General features: G+C 69.3%; 17 protein-coding genes. 7 read left to right on the top strand and 10 right to left on the bottom strand.

All coding sequences use genetic code 11. The annotated features are described in order from the left end of the window. Window positions 1–293 precede the first annotated feature (293 nt). Window positions 294–1,565 (top strand): glycosyltransferase family 87 protein, encoded by a 1,272-nt coding sequence (locus ACTIL2_RS13420; protein ID WP_442337976.1) that lies wholly within the window; start codon window positions 294–296, stop codon window positions 1,563–1,565. Next, window positions 1,562–2,002, top strand: a complete 441-nt coding sequence (gene msrB, locus ACTIL2_RS13415; protein ID WP_442337975.1) for a peptide-methionine (R)-S-oxide reductase MsrB — start codon at window positions 1,562–1,564, stop codon at window positions 2,000–2,002. Before ACTIL2_RS13420 ends, msrB begins: the two co-directional genes overlap by 4 nt. 141 nt (window positions 2,003–2,143) lie before the next feature. Here msrB and hemQ read toward each other — a convergent pair whose 3' ends face one another. The 3 genes from hemQ to hemE are packed head-to-tail and all read right to left on the bottom strand — an operon-like array spanning window position 2,144 to window position 5,498. Then, window positions 2,144–2,863, bottom strand: coding sequence for a hydrogen peroxide-dependent heme synthase (gene hemQ, locus ACTIL2_RS13410; protein ID WP_442337974.1), 720 nt, complete (start codon window positions 2,861–2,863; stop codon window positions 2,144–2,146). A 50-nt stretch (window positions 2,864–2,913) separates the two neighbouring features. Beyond that, the gene (gene hemG / locus ACTIL2_RS13405; RefSeq protein WP_442337973.1) at window positions 2,914–4,323 is read right to left on the bottom strand and encodes a protoporphyrinogen oxidase; all 1,410 of its coding nucleotides are present in this window, start codon (window positions 4,321–4,323) and stop codon (window positions 2,914–2,916) included. Then, window positions 4,320–5,498, bottom strand: coding sequence for a uroporphyrinogen decarboxylase (gene hemE, locus ACTIL2_RS13400; RefSeq protein WP_442337972.1), 1,179 nt, complete (start codon window positions 5,496–5,498; stop codon window positions 4,320–4,322). Before hemE ends, hemG begins: the two co-directional genes overlap by 4 nt. Before the next feature lie 56 nt (window positions 5,499–5,554). On the opposite strand from hemE, the gene ACTIL2_RS13395 reads away from it, so the two are divergent. Next, a complete protein-coding gene (locus tag ACTIL2_RS13395; RefSeq protein WP_442337971.1) occupies window positions 5,555–6,193 on the top strand; it encodes a DUF3000 domain-containing protein in 639 nt (212 codons plus the stop codon). An 11-nt stretch (window positions 6,194–6,204) separates the two neighbouring features. Further along, window positions 6,205–7,485, top strand: coding sequence for a ribonuclease D (locus ACTIL2_RS13390; RefSeq protein ID WP_442337970.1), 1,281 nt, complete (start codon window positions 6,205–6,207; stop codon window positions 7,483–7,485). 14 nt (window positions 7,486–7,499) lie between these two features. On the opposite strand, the gene dxs is transcribed toward ACTIL2_RS13390, so the two are convergent. The 5 genes from dxs to dut form a co-directional block, all read right to left on the bottom strand. Continuing rightward, complete coding sequence (gene dxs, locus ACTIL2_RS13385; RefSeq protein ID WP_442337969.1) at window positions 7,500–9,446, bottom strand: 1-deoxy-D-xylulose-5-phosphate synthase; 1,947 nt, start codon at window positions 9,444–9,446, stop codon at window positions 7,500–7,502. A 69-nt stretch (window positions 9,447–9,515) separates the two neighbouring features. Beyond that, window positions 9,516–10,823 carry a class I SAM-dependent RNA methyltransferase gene (locus ACTIL2_RS13380; protein ID WP_442337968.1) on the bottom strand — a complete coding sequence of 436 codons (1,308 nt, stop codon included), beginning with the start codon at window positions 10,821–10,823 and terminating at the stop codon, window positions 9,516–9,518. Continuing rightward, window positions 10,820–11,512, bottom strand: a complete 693-nt coding sequence (locus ACTIL2_RS13375; protein ID WP_442337967.1) for a DUF3159 domain-containing protein — start codon at window positions 11,510–11,512, stop codon at window positions 10,820–10,822. Before ACTIL2_RS13375 ends, ACTIL2_RS13380 begins: the two co-directional genes overlap by 4 nt. After that, complete coding sequence (locus tag ACTIL2_RS13370) at window positions 11,509–12,366, bottom strand: DUF3710 domain-containing protein (RefSeq protein WP_442337966.1); 858 nt, start codon at window positions 12,364–12,366, stop codon at window positions 11,509–11,511. The genes ACTIL2_RS13375 and ACTIL2_RS13370 overlap by 4 nt, the downstream gene beginning before the upstream one ends. A gap of 38 nt (window positions 12,367–12,404) precedes the next feature. Further along, window positions 12,405–12,863: a dUTP diphosphatase gene (dut, locus tag ACTIL2_RS13365; RefSeq protein WP_442337965.1), complete on the bottom strand. Its 459-nt coding sequence runs from the start codon at window positions 12,861–12,863 to the stop codon at window positions 12,405–12,407. A 66-nt stretch (window positions 12,864–12,929) separates the two neighbouring features. Between dut and ACTIL2_RS13360 the strand changes: the two genes are divergently transcribed. Next, complete coding sequence (locus ACTIL2_RS13360; RefSeq protein ID WP_442337964.1) at window positions 12,930–13,466, top strand: DUF3093 domain-containing protein; 537 nt, start codon at window positions 12,930–12,932, stop codon at window positions 13,464–13,466. Between the two features lie 56 nt (window positions 13,467–13,522). Here the strand turns inward: ACTIL2_RS13360 and ACTIL2_RS13355 are convergent, their stop codons facing one another. Together ACTIL2_RS13355 and ACTIL2_RS13350 are read right to left on the bottom strand one after the other, a co-directional pair. After that, complete coding sequence (locus ACTIL2_RS13355; protein ID WP_442337963.1) at window positions 13,523–13,822, bottom strand: DUF4193 domain-containing protein; 300 nt, start codon at window positions 13,820–13,822, stop codon at window positions 13,523–13,525. Between the two features lie 218 nt (window positions 13,823–14,040). Next, on the bottom strand, window positions 14,041–15,018 hold the full coding sequence (locus ACTIL2_RS13350) for an inositol monophosphatase family protein (protein ID WP_442337962.1): 978 nt from the start codon (window positions 15,016–15,018) through the stop codon (window positions 14,041–14,043). A 57-nt stretch (window positions 15,019–15,075) separates the two neighbouring features. On the opposite strand from ACTIL2_RS13350, the gene ppgK reads away from it, so the two are divergent. Both ppgK and ACTIL2_RS13340 read left to right on the top strand, forming a co-directional pair. Further along, window positions 15,076–15,876 carry a polyphosphate--glucose phosphotransferase gene (ppgK, locus tag ACTIL2_RS13345; RefSeq protein WP_442337961.1) on the top strand — a complete coding sequence of 267 codons (801 nt, stop codon included), beginning with the start codon at window positions 15,076–15,078 and terminating at the stop codon, window positions 15,874–15,876. Window positions 15,877–16,012: 136 nt separating this feature from the next. Then, complete coding sequence (locus ACTIL2_RS13340; RefSeq protein WP_442337960.1) at window positions 16,013–17,656, top strand: RNA polymerase sigma factor; 1,644 nt, start codon at window positions 16,013–16,015, stop codon at window positions 17,654–17,656. Window positions 17,657–17,706 lie beyond the last annotated feature (50 nt).

Below are 17,706 nucleotides of genomic sequence, written 5' to 3'. Positions count from 1 at the left end.
GCGCATAACCTTGCCAAGGTTAGGGTCGCGAGTTCGAGTCTCGTCATCCGCTCCATACCGAGGACGTCCGCCGGGAGAACCGGCGGGCGTCCTTCGTTGTCCGCGGACCCCGGTCCCGTGATCCCGACATATTCCTGTAACAACCGTGGCGGTGCCCCGCGGGACGCATCACTACAGCTAACATTCCCTGGGTGACCGCTATGATGAATTCCTCCCGCTCCACGACGGACGCCGGCACATCGGCCAGCCCATCCCGTGGAGCGTCCTTGAGGACCCCGGGGGGAATCCTCACCATGGCAGCCTGGCCGCTGGCGATCATGACCCTCCTGCACCGGGTCATCCTCTATTCCCAGAACAGCCACCCCACCGATGATTTCTCCACCGTCTGGGACGCCCTGCACCGGTTCCGGGAGGGCGTCCCGGTCTACGACGAGAACTACAGCTTCGTCGACCCCCACTACCTCTACTTCCCCGGCGGCACCCTGCTGCTCAGCCCGCTGACGCTGATGCCGTCCTGGGAAGTGGGCCGGATGCTGTTCATCCTCGGCAACGCCGCAGCGGTGTTCATCGCCCTGGCGCTGCTCACCAAGCTGGCACGGCGCAGTCTCACCGGCCCGGTCCTCCCGGTCGCGGTTTTCCTGGTGTTCGCCACGGAATCAGTGACCAACACCCTGCTGTTCTCCAACATCAACGGCATCCTGCTGCTTCTGGAGGTGCTGTTCCTGTGGTGGCTGCTCGTCGGGTCCGGGGACGTCACCTGGCGGCTCGGCGCGGGCAGTACCTCCCGGAACAGGACGGCGACGATCCTCGCCGGCATCGTCCTGGCACTCGCGATCACCGTGAAGCCCCAGTTCGCCGTCCTACTCTTCCTGCCCCTGGTCCGCCGGCAGTGGTCGGCGATCGTGGCCGGGATCGGTGTCCCCGTCCTGCTGAACCTCGCGGCCATCCCCATGATGTCCCGGCCCGGGGACTACATCGACAAACTCGTCCCCTACCTCGGCGAGGTCCGCGACTACGCGAACTCCTCGATCTCCGGGGTCGGGGTCTACTTCGGAATGGACGGCTGGATCGTCCTCGTGGTGCGCGGCATCTTCGCGCTCGCCGTGGCAGTCGCCGTCCTGGGCCTGCTGCGCTGGCGCAACACCGACCCGTTGATGTGGGCGGCGACGACGACCGGCATCCTCCTCGCCGGGGTCTTCCTGGTCAGCTCCCTGGGCCAGATGTACTACTCCATGATGCTGGTGCCGATGATCTTCACCGTGTTCTGCCGGTTCTCGGTGATGCACAACCCGGTGACCTGGTTCGGTGTCTACTGGTGCCTGTCGTTCGACGACTGGGACTCCGACCGGTGGGAATGGCCCGGCAAGATCGTGGAGTACACGCGCGGAACCGTCGGCTGGGGGCTGATCGTCCTCACAGCCGCCGCATGCGTGGTCGTCTGGCTCGTCAGCGACTGGAAGGCCACCGGGAACAATGCGGAGCGTCCGGACGCTGAGGATGATGGAACCCAGGCACATGACGAACCTGATGCCGACAAGCAACCGGAAGCGAGGCACCGCAAATGACCGACACACCCAACGCGAGCCCAGACGTCCACCCGATCGAGGACTTCTCCGCCCTGACGGACACGCAGTGGAAGGAACGGCTCAGCCCGGACGCCTTCCAGGTTCTGCGCAACTCCGCCACCGAGCGGCCGTTCACCAGCGAGTACAACGACGTGGACACCGAGGGGGTGTACGTGTGCCGCGGCTGCGGGACGGAACTGTTCCGGTCCACGGAGAAGTTCCACTCGCACTGCGGGTGGCCGTCCTTCTTTGATCCGGCGGACTCCGACGCGGTCATCGAGAAGGTCGACGACTCCCTCGGGACGCGCCGTACCGAGGTCGTCTGCGCCACCTGCGGTGGCCACCTCGGCCACGTCTTCGAGGGTGAGGGCTACGACACCCCCACTGACCTCCGCTACTGCATCAACGGCATCGCGCTGGAGCTGCAGGAGAAGTAGCAAGGGTGGGCTCGACGCCGCCCGACTATCACACCGTCGCGAAGATCCTGAGGCCCTCCGCAACACTCTGACCAGCATGTCCCACGATGTGGAAACGGACCGGAGTGTGAAAGTCAGCCGTGCTGCGGAGTGAGGGGACCGTCAGGGGAGCTCGGACACGAAGGTGGCAAGGTCCCCGGCGGTCCCGTTGACCCGGCGTCCGGTGAAGAAGGGGATCTCCTCGCGGACATGGCGGCGGGCCTCGGTGTAGCGCATCGTGTACATCAGGTCCACGATCCGGTCCAGCGTCGGCGACTCGAAGGCCAGGATCCACTCGTAGTCGCCCAGTGCGAAGGCCGGCACCGTGTTGGCCCGCACCTCGTCGAACCCCCGGGCTGCCATGCCGTGCCCGGCGAGGATCGTGCGGCGCTCGTCGTCCGGCAGCAGGTACCACTCGTAGGAGCGAACGAAGGGGTAGACGCAGACCCAGTCACCCGGCTCCTCCCCCATGATGAACGACGGCAGGTGCGACTTGTTGAACTCCGCCGGACGGTGCAGCGCGCTGTTCGTCCAGTAGGTGTCGCACACCTGGCCCAGGCGCGTCTCCTTCAGGAAGCGGCGGAAGGCACGCTGGAGATCGTCGAACTTCTCGGCGTGCCACCAGATCATCAGGTCCGCCTCCGCCCGCTGGGCGGTGAGGTCGTAGACGCCGCGGACGGTGAGCTCCTCGTCGTCGTAGGACCGGATGAACGCCTCGAGGTCCGCGGCGACCGCGGCACGGGCCTCCCCGTCGGCGGGCAGTTCACCGGTGCGGACCTTGAAGACCGACCACATGGTGTACTGCAGCTTCTCATTGAGGGACGTGAAGTCGAGCTTGGCCATGATGCTTATGTTGTCCTGTCTTTCGGTGCGTCGTGTTCGGTGCCTAAAGTCTACGACAGTTGCTCGGCGATCCTTCGGGCGGCAGTACGTCCGGAGTCGGCGCAGGCCGGCACGCCGACACCACCCAGGTACGCCCCGGCGACAGCGACGCGGGGAACCTCCTCCACCGCCGACTGCGCGATGCCCATGAGTTCGTCGTGGCCGACGCCGTACACCGGCAGACCACCCCACCAACGCTGGACGAAGGTCTCGACGGGCCGGGCGGCGAACCCGGTCACCGCGGCCAGGTCCTCCAGCGCGTAGCCGATCAACGCCCGGTCGTCGGCGTCGACCAGGCTGGGGTCACGGAAGGTCCCGAAGCTGGCGCGGATGAACGCTCCACCGGTACGGGAACGATCCGCCAGATGCGGCCACTTACGGGAGGAGAAGGTGAAGGCCTTGGCGTGCGTCGGCCCGTCCGCCCCGATGAGCACACCGGAACGCTCCGGCAGTCCCTCCGAGGTGTCGAACCTCATCCCCACCACAGCGGAACTGGCGAGATCCACCCCACCGAGGATGTCCGCGGCGTCCGGGGCAACGTCCTGCAGCAGCACCGACGCGGTGGGTGCCGGCGTGGCGACAACGACGGCGTCGACACTGCCCACCGGCTCGAGGTAGATCCGGCCCCTGTAGTGGCCGATGGACTCGACCTGGGTGTTGACCCGGATGTCCGCGCCGGATGCGTCGGCGAGCCGGTGGATCAGTGTCCGGTAGCCACTGGCGATACTGTTGAACGCGGGACCGGACCCTGCCTGGGGCCTGCGGTCCTCCAGGGCCTCGGCGACCGCGGCGGAGAGGTACACGTCATCCCCACGGGTGGCCAGGTCGTCGAATGCCTCGGCGATCCGGGGGACAGTGGCGCGCAGACCCAGGTCATCGGCCGAACTGGAGTAGACACCGCCGAGCATCGGCGAGACCAGGCGCTCCACGACCTCTGCGCTGTAGCGCTGCCGGACGAGCTCACCGACGTTCACGTCGTCGCCGACGATCCAGGGCAGGGGTGCACCGTCCCGTTCGGCGTCGATTGCGGCGGCACCGGACGCCGTGAGCACCCCGGCAACGTCCGCTCCCCGGGCCGGGATCCCCATCACCGTGGCCGGGGGGATGTCCACCAGGGAGCCGTCCGCCAGGAAGGCACTGCGCGCCCCCGAGGGTTCCCGCAGCTCATCTCCGAGCCCCAAGTCGGTGACGATCTGCGCCAGCCCGGTACGTCGGGTCAGGAACGCCTCGGCCCCCATGTCCACCGGTCCGTCGGAGAAGTCGACGGTCTTCAGCTTCCCGCCGACGCGGTCGTAGGCCTCGAGGACCAGGATGTGGGCCCCGGGTCCCAGGCGGCGCCGCAGCTCCCATGCCGCGGCCAGTCCGGAGACGCCGCCTCCGACGACGGCGACGGTGGGGCCGTCCGACTGTCCGGTGGTCACAGTTCATGCACCTCCGCGATGGCCCGGGTGATCGCGTCCGGAGGGGTCTCCGGCAGCACACCGTGGCCGAGGTTGAAGACATGGCCGACCGCATCCCCGGCGTCCACCGCCCGGTCGGCGTCACCGCAGATGCGGCGCACGTGGTCGGTGATGACGTCGGGCCCGGCGAGCAGGACGGCCGGGTCCAGGTTGCCCTGGATGGCCCGGGTCAACCGGTCAGCGGGCACCCGCGGATCGCCGGCCCGGTGGGCGGCCTCCAGGGAGTCGGCGATGCGGCGCGCGGCGACGTCCAACGGGGTCTTCCAGTCGACTCCGACCACGTCCGGGCCCACGGCCGCCATCTCGCCGAGCAGTTCCCCGGTGTTCACGCCGAAGTGGATCACCGGGATCCCGTAGGGGCGCACCGCCTCGATGATCCGTGCCGAGTACGGCGCCACGAACCGCTGGTAGTCGGCGAGGCTGAGGAAGCCCGCCCAGGAATCGAACAGCTGCACGGCGTCCACGCCGGCCTCGATCTGGCTGCGCAGGAACTGCACGACCGTCGGAGTCAGCTTCTCCATGAGCCCGTGCCACAGGGCCGGCTCAGAGTACATCAGGGCCTTGGTGACCCCGTGGTTCTTCGACGGTCCCCCCTCGACCAGGTAGGACGCCAGGGTGAAGGGCGCTCCGGCGAAGCCGATGAGCACCTGGTCGTCGCGCAGTTCCCCCAGCACCCCGGAAATGCCCTCGACGATGGGTTCCAGCTGTGACGGGTCGACGACCGGGAGCTGCCCGACGGCCTCGGCCGTACGTACCGGGGCCTCCAGCACCGGGCCGCGGCCGGACACGATGTCCACACCGACACCCGCCGCCTTCAGCGGAACGACGATGTCGGAGAACAGGATCGCGGCATCAGTGTCATGCCGGCGCACCGGCTGCAGCGTGATCTCCGACAGCAGGTCCGGCCGGAAACAGGAGTCGAGCATGCCGACGTCCTTCCGGATCTCCCGGTACTCCGGCAGCGAGCGCCCGGCCTGGCGCATCATCCACACGGGACGCCGGGACGGGACGTCCCCCCGGACCGCGGCGAGGAAAGGTGCGTCCGGGGACGCGCGGCGCTGCGCCGCGGCCGCGGTGACACCGGCTGCATCCGTGGGGACCGGGTCACCGGGAAGGAACGAAGTCTGGTCAACCATGGGCCCGATTATGCCAGCGGCGGCGCGCCTACCCCACTTCTCCCCCCGGCGTCGATATGTTGACCCCTGTGAGCGTAGAGACAGAGACGACAGGACAGTCGACCGTCCCCGGCCCGTTCCGGGACGCGGTCACCTCCATGCATGCGGCACCGGTGCGCAGCGGCATCACTGTCACCGACATCCGTCCACCGCGGAAACTGGCCCCCTACAGCCACGCCGTGGGGCTCGAGGTGGACCGATTACTCGGTGATGCTGCCCGGGACGACGGTGGGGAAGCCGCCGTCCCGGACAACATCCCCACCGACTCCGACGGCGACGCCTTCGGCCGGCTGATCCTCCTCCACGACCCGGACTCGGAGGAGGGGCCGGACACGATGAAGCTGGTCGCCTACATCCAGGCGGACCTGGACGCCTCGGTCGCCGAGGACCCCCTCCTGCCCGAGGTCGCCTGGGACTGGCTCAACGAGGGGCTCGACGGACTGGAGCACAGTGACCTCGGTGGAACGGTCACCGCCACCACCTCCAGCCGCTTCGGGGACATCGGCGGACCGGCCAGTGCCTTCCAGGTCGAGATGCGGGCGTCGTGGACAGCCACGGGCAGTGACCTCACCGGACACGTCACCGCATTCTCCCGGGTGCTCTCGAATGTCGCCGGCCTTCCTCCTGAAGGGGTCACCTCCATCGGAAGCCGGTAGTGTTGGCCCACGTGGCTGAACACCTCACCTCCCCCCGCGGCGGCGTCCCGCCCCTGTCCGACTCGGCGCAGTCGGTCCTGCAGGTCGCCGACGCACTCGCCGACGGCCACGGTGCGGTCGCGGTGGACACCGAACGCGCCTCGGGTTTCCGTTTCGACGACCGCGCGTACCTCGTCCAGCTGCGCCGTGCCGGGGCCGGGACCTACCTGATCGACCCCGCGTCCGTCCCGGAGTCCGGGGAGCTTCTCGCACCGGTGATGAACCGGACCCCGTGGATCCTCCACGCCGCACACACCGACCTGCCGGCCCTGACCTCGCTGGGCTGGCGCACCCCGGAACTGCACGACACGCAGATCGCCGGACGCCTGCTCGGCTACGGTCAGATCGGGCTGGCCGGGATGCTGGAGGAGATGCTGGGCGTCACCGTGGCCAAGGACAAGGGCCGGGAGGACTGGTCCGCCCGGCCCATCCCCGACGACCTGCTGTCCTACGCCGCACTGGACGTCGAGATGCTCATCGAGCTAGCGGATTCCTCCCTCTCACGGCTCAGCGCCCTCGGCCGGGAAGGCTGGTACCACCAGGAGTGCGAGCGGGTCCTCAGGGACTGGACGCACCCGGTCAGTGCCCCGGCGTGGACCGCGTTGCGCGGGATCGGCGCGATCCGCGACCGGCGTGGTCTGGAGGTCGCACGCCGGTTGTCCGAGACCCGCGTCTCCATCGCCCGGCAGCGCGACATCCCACCCGAGCAGGTTCTGCGGTCCTCGGCAATCCTGGCCCTGGCGAAGACCCCTACGCGGGCGGAGCGGCGGATCCCGGAGGAGATCGCGGCATCATCCCGGCTGGCGGGCGCGCGACGGGCCTCCGCGGCCGCCGGGGAACTCCGTGACGCACTGACCGGTGCCGTCAGGCAGGCTCTCACCGCCGATCCCGCGTCCCTCCCGGAGAAGCTCCATGCCGGGGCGGGGCATCCGGACCACCGGACGTGGGGACGGGACTACCCGGTCGCGCATGCCCTGCTCACCGGTTTCCGGGAGGCGACACAACAGGTCTCGGAGTCGACCGGGATCCGCCCGGAGGACCTGGCGGTGATCCGGACCATCCGTGGGGTCGCGTGGGAGGTCGCCGAGGTAATCACCGGTACCGGCTCCGTCCTGCGGGAGGGTTCCGACGATCCGGTGGGCGACGCCGAGGAACTGCTCGGCGGCCTGCTCCAGGAGCGCAACGCCCGGGCCTGGCAGATCGACCTGCTCGTCGAGGCCTTCCTGCCGGTCGTGGCCGGTCAGTTGCACTGACCGGCTGAGCGGTACTACCCCAGCTCCGCCGAATCCACGCGCCGGGCGGTGATCCGGTCGCGCTCCGTGGCGGCCCAGTCGGCAACCCGGGAACGGACCGACTCCGGATCGAGCCCGACGTCCGTCAGGACCTCGGAGCGTGACCCGTGGGCGAGGTAGCGCTGCTCGATGCCGAGGTAGCGCACGGGGGTCGACACATCCGACTCGACCAGGGCACGGTGCAGCATCTGGCCGGCGCCGCCGTGGACACCGTTGTCCTCGACGGTGACGACCAGGTCGGCACCGCGGCACAGTTCGACCAGCGTGTCCGCCACCGGGGTGACCCACACGGGATCCACGACCGTGACCCGGTGACCGTCGTCCTCGAGCGCACCGGCGGCGGCGAAGGACTGCGCCGTCAATGGCCCGTAGTTGACCACCAGGACGGAGAGCGTGGTGAGTGCGGCCTCGTCCGGCCCACTGTCGGTGGACTCGTGCAGGACGTCGAGATCCGCGGTGGACCGCACCGCCGGGACCTCGGGGGGCACCGCACCCTTCGGGAACCGGATCACCGACGGACCGTCCGACACGCCCACGCACCTGTCCAGGGATTCGACGAGGCGGCGTCCGTCACGGGGGGCGGCGACGTGGATCCCCGGTACGATACCGGTGATCGACATGTCCCACATTCCATTGTGGCTCGCCCCGTCGGACCCGGTGACTCCCGCCCGGTCCAGGACGAGGGTCACCGGCATGTGCAGCAGCCCGACGTCCATCAACAGCTGGTCGAAGGCCCGGTTGAGGAAGGTGGAGTAGACGGCGACGACCGGGTGCATTCCCCCGAGGGCCAGGCCGGCGGCGGAGGCGACGGCGTGCTGTTCGGCGATACCGACGTCGAAGGTCCTTCCCGGGAACTCCTCGGCGAAGCGTGCCAGCCCGGTGGGGCCGGCCATTGCCGCGGTGATGGCGACAACGTCCTCCCTCCCGTGACCGATGCGGATGAGCTCCTCGGCGAAGACGTCGGTCCACCCTCTCGCACTGACCTGCACCGCCTTCCCCGTCACCGGGTCGATGATGCCGGTGGAGTGCATCTGGTCGGCCTCGTTGTTCTCCGCCGGGGCGAAGCCGTTGCCCTTCTTCGTCACGGTGTGGACGATGATCGGCCCCCCGTAGTCGCGGGCGTAGTTCAGTGCGGCCTCCACCGCCCTGATGTTGTGCCCGTCCACCGGGCCGACGTACTTCAGCCCCAGGTTGCTGAACAGCTCCTGCGGGATGACGGCGTGCTTCACCCCCTCCTTGAAGCTGTGGAGGAGCTGGAAGGCGTGGTCGCCCATCGTCCCCAGCCGCCCGAGGGAGTTCTTCCCCTGCTCCATGACCCTGTCGTAGGCCGGCTGCATGCGCATCCCGGCCAGGCTGTAGGCCAGCCCGCCGATCGTCGGCGAGTAGGAGCGCCCGTTGTCGTTGACGATGATCGTCAGGGGCCGGTCCTTGCCGTCGGCGATGTTGTTGAGCGCCTCCCATGCCATGCCGCCGGTCAATGCACCGTCGCCGATGACCACGGCCACCCGGCGGTCGTCCCGCCCGGACAGGTGGAAGGCCTTCGCCAGGCCGTCCGCGTAGGACACCGATGCCGAGGCGTGCGAGGATTCCGTCCAGTCGTGCGGGCTCTCGGCCCGGTCGGGGTACCCGGACAACCCGTCACGCTGGCGCAGCGTGTCGAAGAGGTCACGGCGGCCGGTGAGGATTTTGTGGACGTACGACTGGTGCCCGGTGTCGAAGATGACCGGGTCCGACGGCGAGTCGAAGACCCGGTGCAGCGCGATGGTCAGTTCAACCACACCGAGGTTGGGACCCAGGTGGCCCCCGGTCGCCGAGACTTTCTCGATGAGGAACTCCCGGATCTCCCCGGACAGTGTCTCCAGCTCCGCGGCGCTCAGCGCCCGGAGGTCCTCCGGCGACGACACATTCTCGAGAATCGACATACCCGCACTCTCTTCTCACGTCACTACAGTTACCGTCACAACAACTCTCGTCAGGGAGTTCCGCCCATCCTACGGCGCATCGGGCACGAACTGCATCAGCACCTCCACGTGGTGGGTCAACCCGAACGCGTCCACGACGGTCACCGACTCAGGCCGGTACCCGTTGGCCACGAACACCGCGGCGTCCCGGGCTGCGGTGGCGGGATCGCACCCGATGTGCAGGACGGTGCCCGGCCGCCGGAGTGCCACCGCCTCGATGACGGCTGCTCCCGCACCCGTGCGGGGCGGGTCGAGGACCACCACGTCGGGCCCCCCGCCACCGACTCCGGTGGAGAGCTCCGGGATGGTGGCCGCCACATCGCCGGTCACGAAGTCCACCCCCCAACCTGCGAGTGCGACCTTCCCGGCCGCGGTGGCTGCGGACGCCCCGTCGACACACTCCACCGGGGTTCCGGGCAGCGCCTCGACCAGTGCCGCGGCGAAAACACCGGCCCCGCCGTAGAGGTCCCAGGCCGTGGCACCGCGGGAAGTCCCGACCCGGTGCGCCACGGTGTCGCGGACCCACCCGGAGTACCGCGTGGGTGCCCCGGTGTGGGCCTGCCAGAAGGCCTCGACAGGGAGCGTCCAGCTCACGGCGCCGACGGTGCGGACAACCGATCCGGTCCCCTCAATCACCCGGCGCTGTACGGCGGGCCGGGACGTTCGCCGGCCCTTCCCCCGTCCCCGCTGGCGCTTCCGTCCGTGCGGAGCCGCGGGAACCTCCACGACACCGCGTCCGCCGTCGTCCCCCAGCGCCACGCACACCTCGGCGCCCGGGGTGAACTCCGCGGCACCGAGGACGTCCACCAGTCCATCGGCGAGTCCGGGGGCCCACTGTGCACAGCGGCCACCGTCGATCCGGTCGAGCGGGACAATGGCACTGCTGTTGCGGCACCGCAGACCGACGCGGCCGGTACCGTCGACGCCCAACCGCACCCGGGTGCGGTAGCCGGTGAAGGGTTCCGGCGCGATCCGTTCCACACGGTCGAGGTCGATGTGGCCGATACGGGCGAACTGCTCGGTGACGACCGTGCTCTTGTACTCCAGCGACCCTGCGGCGTCCACGAAATCCAGGTCGCAGCATCCGGCACCGGCTGCCGCGGCCGGGCAGACGCCGTCGACCCGGTGGACCGAGGGCACGGTGATGGCGGCGCTGTCGGCGACCTCCCCGGTGAGGAAGCGTCGAGTCGACGCTGCCTCCGTGGAGTCACCGTCGAGGGTCACGGGGACGCCCCGCTCCCCGGGCAGTGCGCCCCGGACGAAAACGACCCGGCCATCCAGCCGGGCGACGCAGGATCCGCCGTGCGCGGGACCGAGGATGTCGAGTTCGACGGTCATGGCCGTTCCTCCGAGGGTTCGGTCCGGGGCGCGTCCGTGTCCCCGGGCGCGTCCCGGTGCAGTTCCCGCTCGGACCCCTCCGCCCTGCGCACCGCCCACACGGTGACGAGCACGACGATGGCGGTCAGCGGCAGACCCATGATGATCCGGGCCACGCCGAGCGCACCCACGGCGTCCTCCTGGTAGAGGAACTGCTGGACAATGAAGCGGGCGAGGAACACGACCGCCCAGGCCAGCGTGGCCACGGTGTAGGCACGGACGGCGACCGGGTTCTCCCTCCAGCGGTGACCGGTACCGTTGATCCCCCTCCAGATCACGGCGACCAACGGCCACCGGAAGAACACGGACACCACGAACACGATCCCCGCGGCCAGGGAGTACCAGATGCCGTAGGCGAAGTAGCCCTTCGCGTCGCCGAGAAGCCAGGCGATCAGGGCGCAGAAGCCAACACCCAGCAGTCCGGAGACCGCGGGCATCAGGGTCTCCCTGCGCACCAGGCGCCAGAGGAAGACGAGGACGGACACCCCCACCGCCGCCGCGAGAGCGGGGCCCAGCCCCCACCGGGAGTTCACCGGGACAAGCGCCAGGACAGGGAGGACCGAGGCCAGCAGCCCGGAGAGGCCGCCGAGCTGCTCCAGAATCGTCTGTTCCGCCTCCGTGCCGGTGGACTCCTCCTCGTCAGAGGTCACTGGTCATCCTCCAGCTGCTGGTCGGCGGTGGAACTGCGGCGGCGCTGCCGGGGCTGTGGCGCCTGCTCCTGCTTCGGCTGCTGCCGGTCGCCCGGGGCCGTCCCGGACTCCCCGGTCTGCTTGCCCTCCTTCTGCCGCTGCTCGACGACCTTGCGCAGTTCCTCCGCCATGGTCGCCGGGATCGTCACCGGCAGGGACTGGCCCACCGGCACCGGATCGGAGCCGCGGTAGACGAAGGTCCGGGAGATGACCTCGTAGGCCAGCTCCGACAACTGCTCGGTCTTGTCCGCCGGTCCGGCCAGAGTCACCCGCAGCACCCACCGGGGCCCGTCCACGCCGATAACCCGCATCGTGCCGTTCTTCATCGTGCCGACGACCTCACTGCCCCAGATGCTCCGGCCCACGGTGACCTCGAGGCCGTCATTGGTCATGCCCTCGGTGATCTCCGGGATGCTCTCCTCCCAGAGGTCCCCGGAGCGCGGGGCGGCCAACGCGACCGGGGTCATCCGGCCGAACGGCGTGAGGATGTGGATCATCTGCGGCCCCTTGGAGCCCATCTCCACCTGGACCTCACCCTCGTGGGGCACGGGGACCCGGACGGACCCCAGGTCGAGGCCGCTCTTGGCGAAGTCCGAGTAGTCGAAGTCCCGGTAGTCCACGCTGTCCCCGTCGAAGGGGCCGAAGTCCCCGTTGACCGGGTCGTAGGCGGAATCGCCGGACACCGGGGCCGGCGCATCGGTCGGGGCCGCCGTCCCACGCGGGGTGGTCTGTTCCACCACCGGCTCCGCCGCCGCCCCACGGGCGTCCGCCTCGCCGTTGTCGCTGCTGCCGCTCTTCCTGCCGAATGGCCACATGCCGTGAAATCTCCTTCGTAGTCGCTGCCCGGACGTCCTCAGACGCCGGTGGATCCGTAACCGCCCGCACCCCGTGCCGTGTCGCCGAGGTCGGCGACACCGTCAACCTCCTCGACCCCGCACAGGGAAACCGCCTGCACCAGAAACTGCGCGATGCGGTCACCCCGCCGGATCTCGATCGGGGTGTCCGGGTCCAGGTTCACCAGGCATACCTTCACCTCGCCACGGTAGTCCGCATCGACCGTCCCCGGGGCGTTGACGATCGACAGCCCCTGCTTCCATGCCAACCCGCTCCGGGGGTGGACCAGACCGACGGTCCCCGCCGGCAGTCCCACGGCGATGCCGGTCGGCACCAGGGCACGATGACCCGGCTCCAGGACGATGTCCCGGGCACTGTGGAGGTCAATGCCGGCGTCGGTGGGGTGGGCCCGCCGTGGAAGGGGAAGATCCGGGTCGAGACGGTGGATCCGGAGAGGGGTGCCAGGACTGTCAGTCATGGTTCAGGAGTCTACCGGCGGCTCCCACTTCGGCAGCGCCACCCCCGCGGGTTACACTTGTGGATCGTGAGCCAGACCGAAGCGACAGGAGATGACGTGCCACAGGATTCCGGCCGGAACCGTCCTGACGGTGCGGGTCCCGCGGTTCTCTACCGGGAACGTCAGCGGGTCCCCCTGTCCTGGTGGTTGATCGGCCTGGGCGTCAGCGCCCTGGTCGGTTGGCAGGGCCAGATGGGCCGTGAGTGGTACTGGGGTGTCGCCGCCGGCGTCCTCACACTCGCCGCGGTGGTCTGGGCGCTCGTGCACCTGTCGAGGAATGATCTCGTCGTGGAGCGGGACGCGGACGGGGAGATCTGGCTGCGGGCCGGCGAGGCGTCCCTGCCCGCCTCGGTGGTCAGCCGGACCCTCCCTGTGCCCCCCACCGCGCGCAGCGCGGCGATGGGACGCCAACTCGACCCCGCGGCGTTCGTCGTGCACCGCTCGTGGATCCCCTCGATGGCGATGCTCGTGCTCGACGACCCCGATGACCCCTCCCCCTACTGGCTGGTCTCCACCACCGAACCCGAGCAGCTGCTCGAGGCGTTCGGACGCCCGGTCAGCTGATCCGGACCCGCCCGTCCCCTAGCCCCCGCGTAATCCCTCCCCGACGGCCCCGGACCTCAGGCGCAGTCGATGCAGATCAGTTCACCGTTGCCGTCGTCCTCGGCGATCCTGCTGCGGTGCTGGACCAGGAAACAGACCGAGCAGGTGAACTCGTCGTTCTGACGGGGAATCACCGAACCGTTGAGTTCCTCCCCGGACAGGTCCGCCATGGGGACGTCGATGGGCTCGACGACGTCACCGTCGTCGGTGTCGTCGACGGCGGGCTCACTCTTCTCGGCGGCCTTCAGCCCCTCGAGGGAGTCGGTCTCGATCTCGTCCTCCGGACGTGTGCGTGGTGCGTCGTAGTCAGTAGCCATGATCCTGCTCCTATTGTCCGCGGTCCCTCCGGCTGTCAACCGGGCCGGGCCGCGCTCATGGTTGCGTGCGTGCAGTTGCGATGTAAAGCCGACAACCAACCACTATCGGTAGGTATTCCCGGTTGTTTGTCGCGCATAGTAAATCAGCATCGGCCCGTTGTCACTTCGACCCTCCACCCCGCGGCGGAACCACCCCCAACTCCTCGCCGACCAGCAGGTCAGGGGCAGGAACGGGGGGCCGGGTAGGTGTGGCGCAGAACACGTTCAGCCAGCGCCCCACCGACGGACGGCGCCGCAGCGAGGACGCCCAGTCCGTCGTCGTACCCCGCACCCAGCGAGGGCATCCGGACATCGGCACCGGCGCGTGCGGCGATCAGGCAACCGGCGGCATGGTCCCAGGGCCCCAGACCGTGCTCGTAGTAGGCGTCCACGGCCCCGGCAGCCACCGCGCACAGGTCCAGCGCGGCCGAACCGACCCGGCGGATGTCACGGATCCCGGGGAGCAGATCCACCAGGAGCTCAGCCTGCCGCCGGCGACGGTCGGCCTGGTAGGAGAAGCCGGTGGCCACCAGTGCCCCGTCGAGACCACCGGGGGACGAGCCGTCCAGCACATCCAGCGTCCGCTCCGGCCGGGGGTCCTGTCCCGTCCACTCCACCGTGACCTCGCCCCCGACGCACGCCGAGATGACCCTCCTGCGGGCGATATCCGCGACAGCACCGGCCACCGGCACTCCACCGACCGTCGCCGCGACGCTGACCGCACTCGCCGGAATCCCGTAGATGAGGTTGACGGTGCCGTCCACCGGGTCGACCACCCAGGTGACCCGGCCATCGTCGAGGTCCCCACCCTGTTCCTCGCCGAGGATCGCGTCCTGCGCCCCTCCTGACCCGGTGATGCGGCGCCGGATCAGAGCCTCACTGCTGCGGTCGATGGCGGTCACCGGATCCACCCCGGAGGACTTCGTCGCTGCCACACCGACCCGTGGACCCCACCCGGAGCGCTCGGCACGGACGTGGTCTGCGGCCTCGGCGGCGATTCGGGCGCTCACCGTGCGCAACTCCTCCGGTGTCCGGCCCGCCAGCGCGGCCTCCGTCTCCGCCGGGGTGGACAGTGACGTCAGGGGTGTCAGTGACGCCAGCGAGGAGGTGGCCCCACGGTCGAGACAGATATGGGTCGGTCGGGACGGTGTCGGCATACGTCCCATACTGCACCGCCCGGCCGGAGGCTGCGTCCTGCGGTAGCATCCACTCCCATGGGAAAGTCACGGAAGAACGGCAAGAGCGGGTCAACCGGGTTCGGCGTCGACATCGGCGGCAGCGGGATCAAGGGAGCGCGGGTCGACCTGTCCACCGGGGAGTTCATCGGTGACCGGATCCGCATCGACACCCCGCAGCCCGCCACCCCCGGAGCGGTGGCGGACACCGTCTCCGCACTCGTGGAGCAGGCGGAGTGGACGGGCCCGATCGGCCTCACCGTGCCAGCGGTCGTCGTCGACCAGACCGCACGGACCGCGGCGAATATCGACCCCAGCTGGATCGGCACCGACTGCCAAGAGCTGTTCAGCACGCGCCTGGCCGCGGACCACCCCAAACGAGGGGCGCCCGAGATCACCGTGCTCAATGACGCCGATGCCGCGGGAATCGCGGAAACCACCTACGGCGACCCGAAGGCCAAGGAAGGCAGCGTCCTGCTGCTGACCTTCGGTACCGGCATCGGCTCCGCCCTGCTCAACAACGGCACCCTTTTCCCGAACACCGAGATGGGGCACCTGACGTTCCCGGCGATGGACGCCGAGACGTGGGCGTCCTCCGCGGCACGGGACCGCGAGGACCTGACGTACCGCGAATGGGCGCGGCGGGTCGACCGACTGCTGCGGGAGTACGTCCGGATCCTGAATCCGACGACGATCATCGTGGGAGGCGGCATTTCACGGAAGCACGAGAAATGGGTGCCGGAGCTGACCGTGGACGTGGACATCGTGCCCGCTGTACTGCGCAACCGTGCCGGGATCGTCGGCGCCGCACTCGCCGTGCGTGACGGAATCCGTCCCTGATCCGCCGGTCGTCCGGCCCCGACGGGTGGTCCAACGCCCGACATCCGGGCGCTCTGGGTTATAATCGGGGGTCGACTGTGTTCCCTACTGCGGAGCACCAACTGCAAGTCCCCTGACCCCGCAAGAAAGGTCTTTCGTGGCGGCCAACACCAACTCCACCTCCGGAAACGACGCCGACGGCACGACTGCCCCGGCAACGCCCGCATCGGCGACCGGACGAAAGGTGGCGAAGAAGTCCACCGCAAAGAAGACCGCCCGGACGGGCGCCCGCAAGGCTGCGCCCGCATCCGGCGACCAGAAGACGACCACCTCCCCGAGGAAGACCACCGCGGCAGCGGCAGCAGTCTCCGGGGAATCCGCCGGGACCCGGGACGAGTCCGCGGACACGACGGCGAAGCGGGCGCCCGCGAAGAAGACGGCGGCGAAGAAGACCGCGGCCAAGAAGACCGCGGCCAAGAAGACCACCGCCCGGAAGAGCGCCGCGACAAAGACCACGGGGCGTAAAGCAGCGGCCGCGGCCGGCACCGCGGCAGGGGATTCCGCCGAGCAGACCAGTCGTGCGGCGAAGGCCACCGACCCGGAAACCGGAGCAGCCGATGACGACGCCGACGCTGTCGCCGGGGAGGGCGGGGACTTCGGTTCCGGCGCCGTCGAGGACATCGACGACGTGGACGATGTCGACGACGTCGCTGACCTGGTGCTGGACGGTGCCGAGGACGACGCCGACACCGGGGACGTCACCGAGGACGAGGCAGACGAGGCGGAAACCCCCGCCGAGAAGCCGGACGACGGGAGTTTCGTCTGGGACGAGGACGAGTCCGCCGCCTTGCGCCAGGCACGCAAGGACGCCGAGCTCACCGCCTCGGCGGACTCCGTCCGCGCCTACCTGAAGCAGATCGGCAAGGTCGCGCTGCTGAACGCCGAGCAGGAGGTATCCCTGGCCAAGCGCATCGAGGCCGGCCTCTACGCGCACCACAAGATGGACGAGATCCTCGAGAGCGGCGAAAAGATCTCGCCGATGCAGCGGCGGGACCTCCGTGAGATCGACCGGGACGGCCGGAAGGCGAAGAACCACCTGCTGGAGGCCAACCTGCGTCTGGTGGTGTCGCTGGCCAAGCGTTACACCGGCCGCGGCATGGCCTTCCTGGACCTGATCCAGGAGGGGAACCTGGGGCTCATCCGTGCCGTCGAGAAGTTCGACTACACCAAGGGCTACAAGTTCTCCACCTACGCCACCTGGTGGATCCGGCAGGCGATCACCCGCGCAATGGCGGACCAGGCGCGCACGATCCGCATCCCGGTCCACATGGTCGAGGTCATCAACAAGCTCGGCCGCATCCAGCGTGAGCTGCTCCAGGACCTGGGTCGCGAACCCACCCCGGACGAGCTCGCCCGGGAGATGGACATCACCGTGGACAAGGTGCTGGAGATCCAGCAGTACGCCCGCGAGCCGATCTCCCTCGACCAGACCATCGGCGACGAGGGCGACAGCCAGCTCGGCGACTTCATCGAGGACTCCGAGGCCGTGATCGCCGTCGACGCCGTGAGCTTCACCCTGCTGCAGGACCAGCTCCAGGACGTCCTGCACACGCTCTCGGAACGTGAGGCGGGCGTGGTCAAGCTGCGCTTCGGACTGACTGACGGCATGCCCCGCACCCTCGACGAGATCGGGCAGGTCTACGGCGTGACCCGGGAACGCATCCGCCAGATCGAATCGAAGACGATGTCCAAGCTGCGCCACCCGTCGCGGTCGCAGGTCCTGCGCGACTACCTGGACTAGTTACCCGTCGGTGCGCCCGTCCTCGAGGCACTGCTCGAGTTCCTCGTCGC

The organism is Corynebacterium sp., assembly GCF_052107835.1.
Taxonomy (GTDB): Bacteria; Actinomycetota; Actinomycetes; order Mycobacteriales; family Mycobacteriaceae; genus Corynebacterium.
This window is presented reverse-complemented; position numbering and strand designations above follow the sequence as displayed.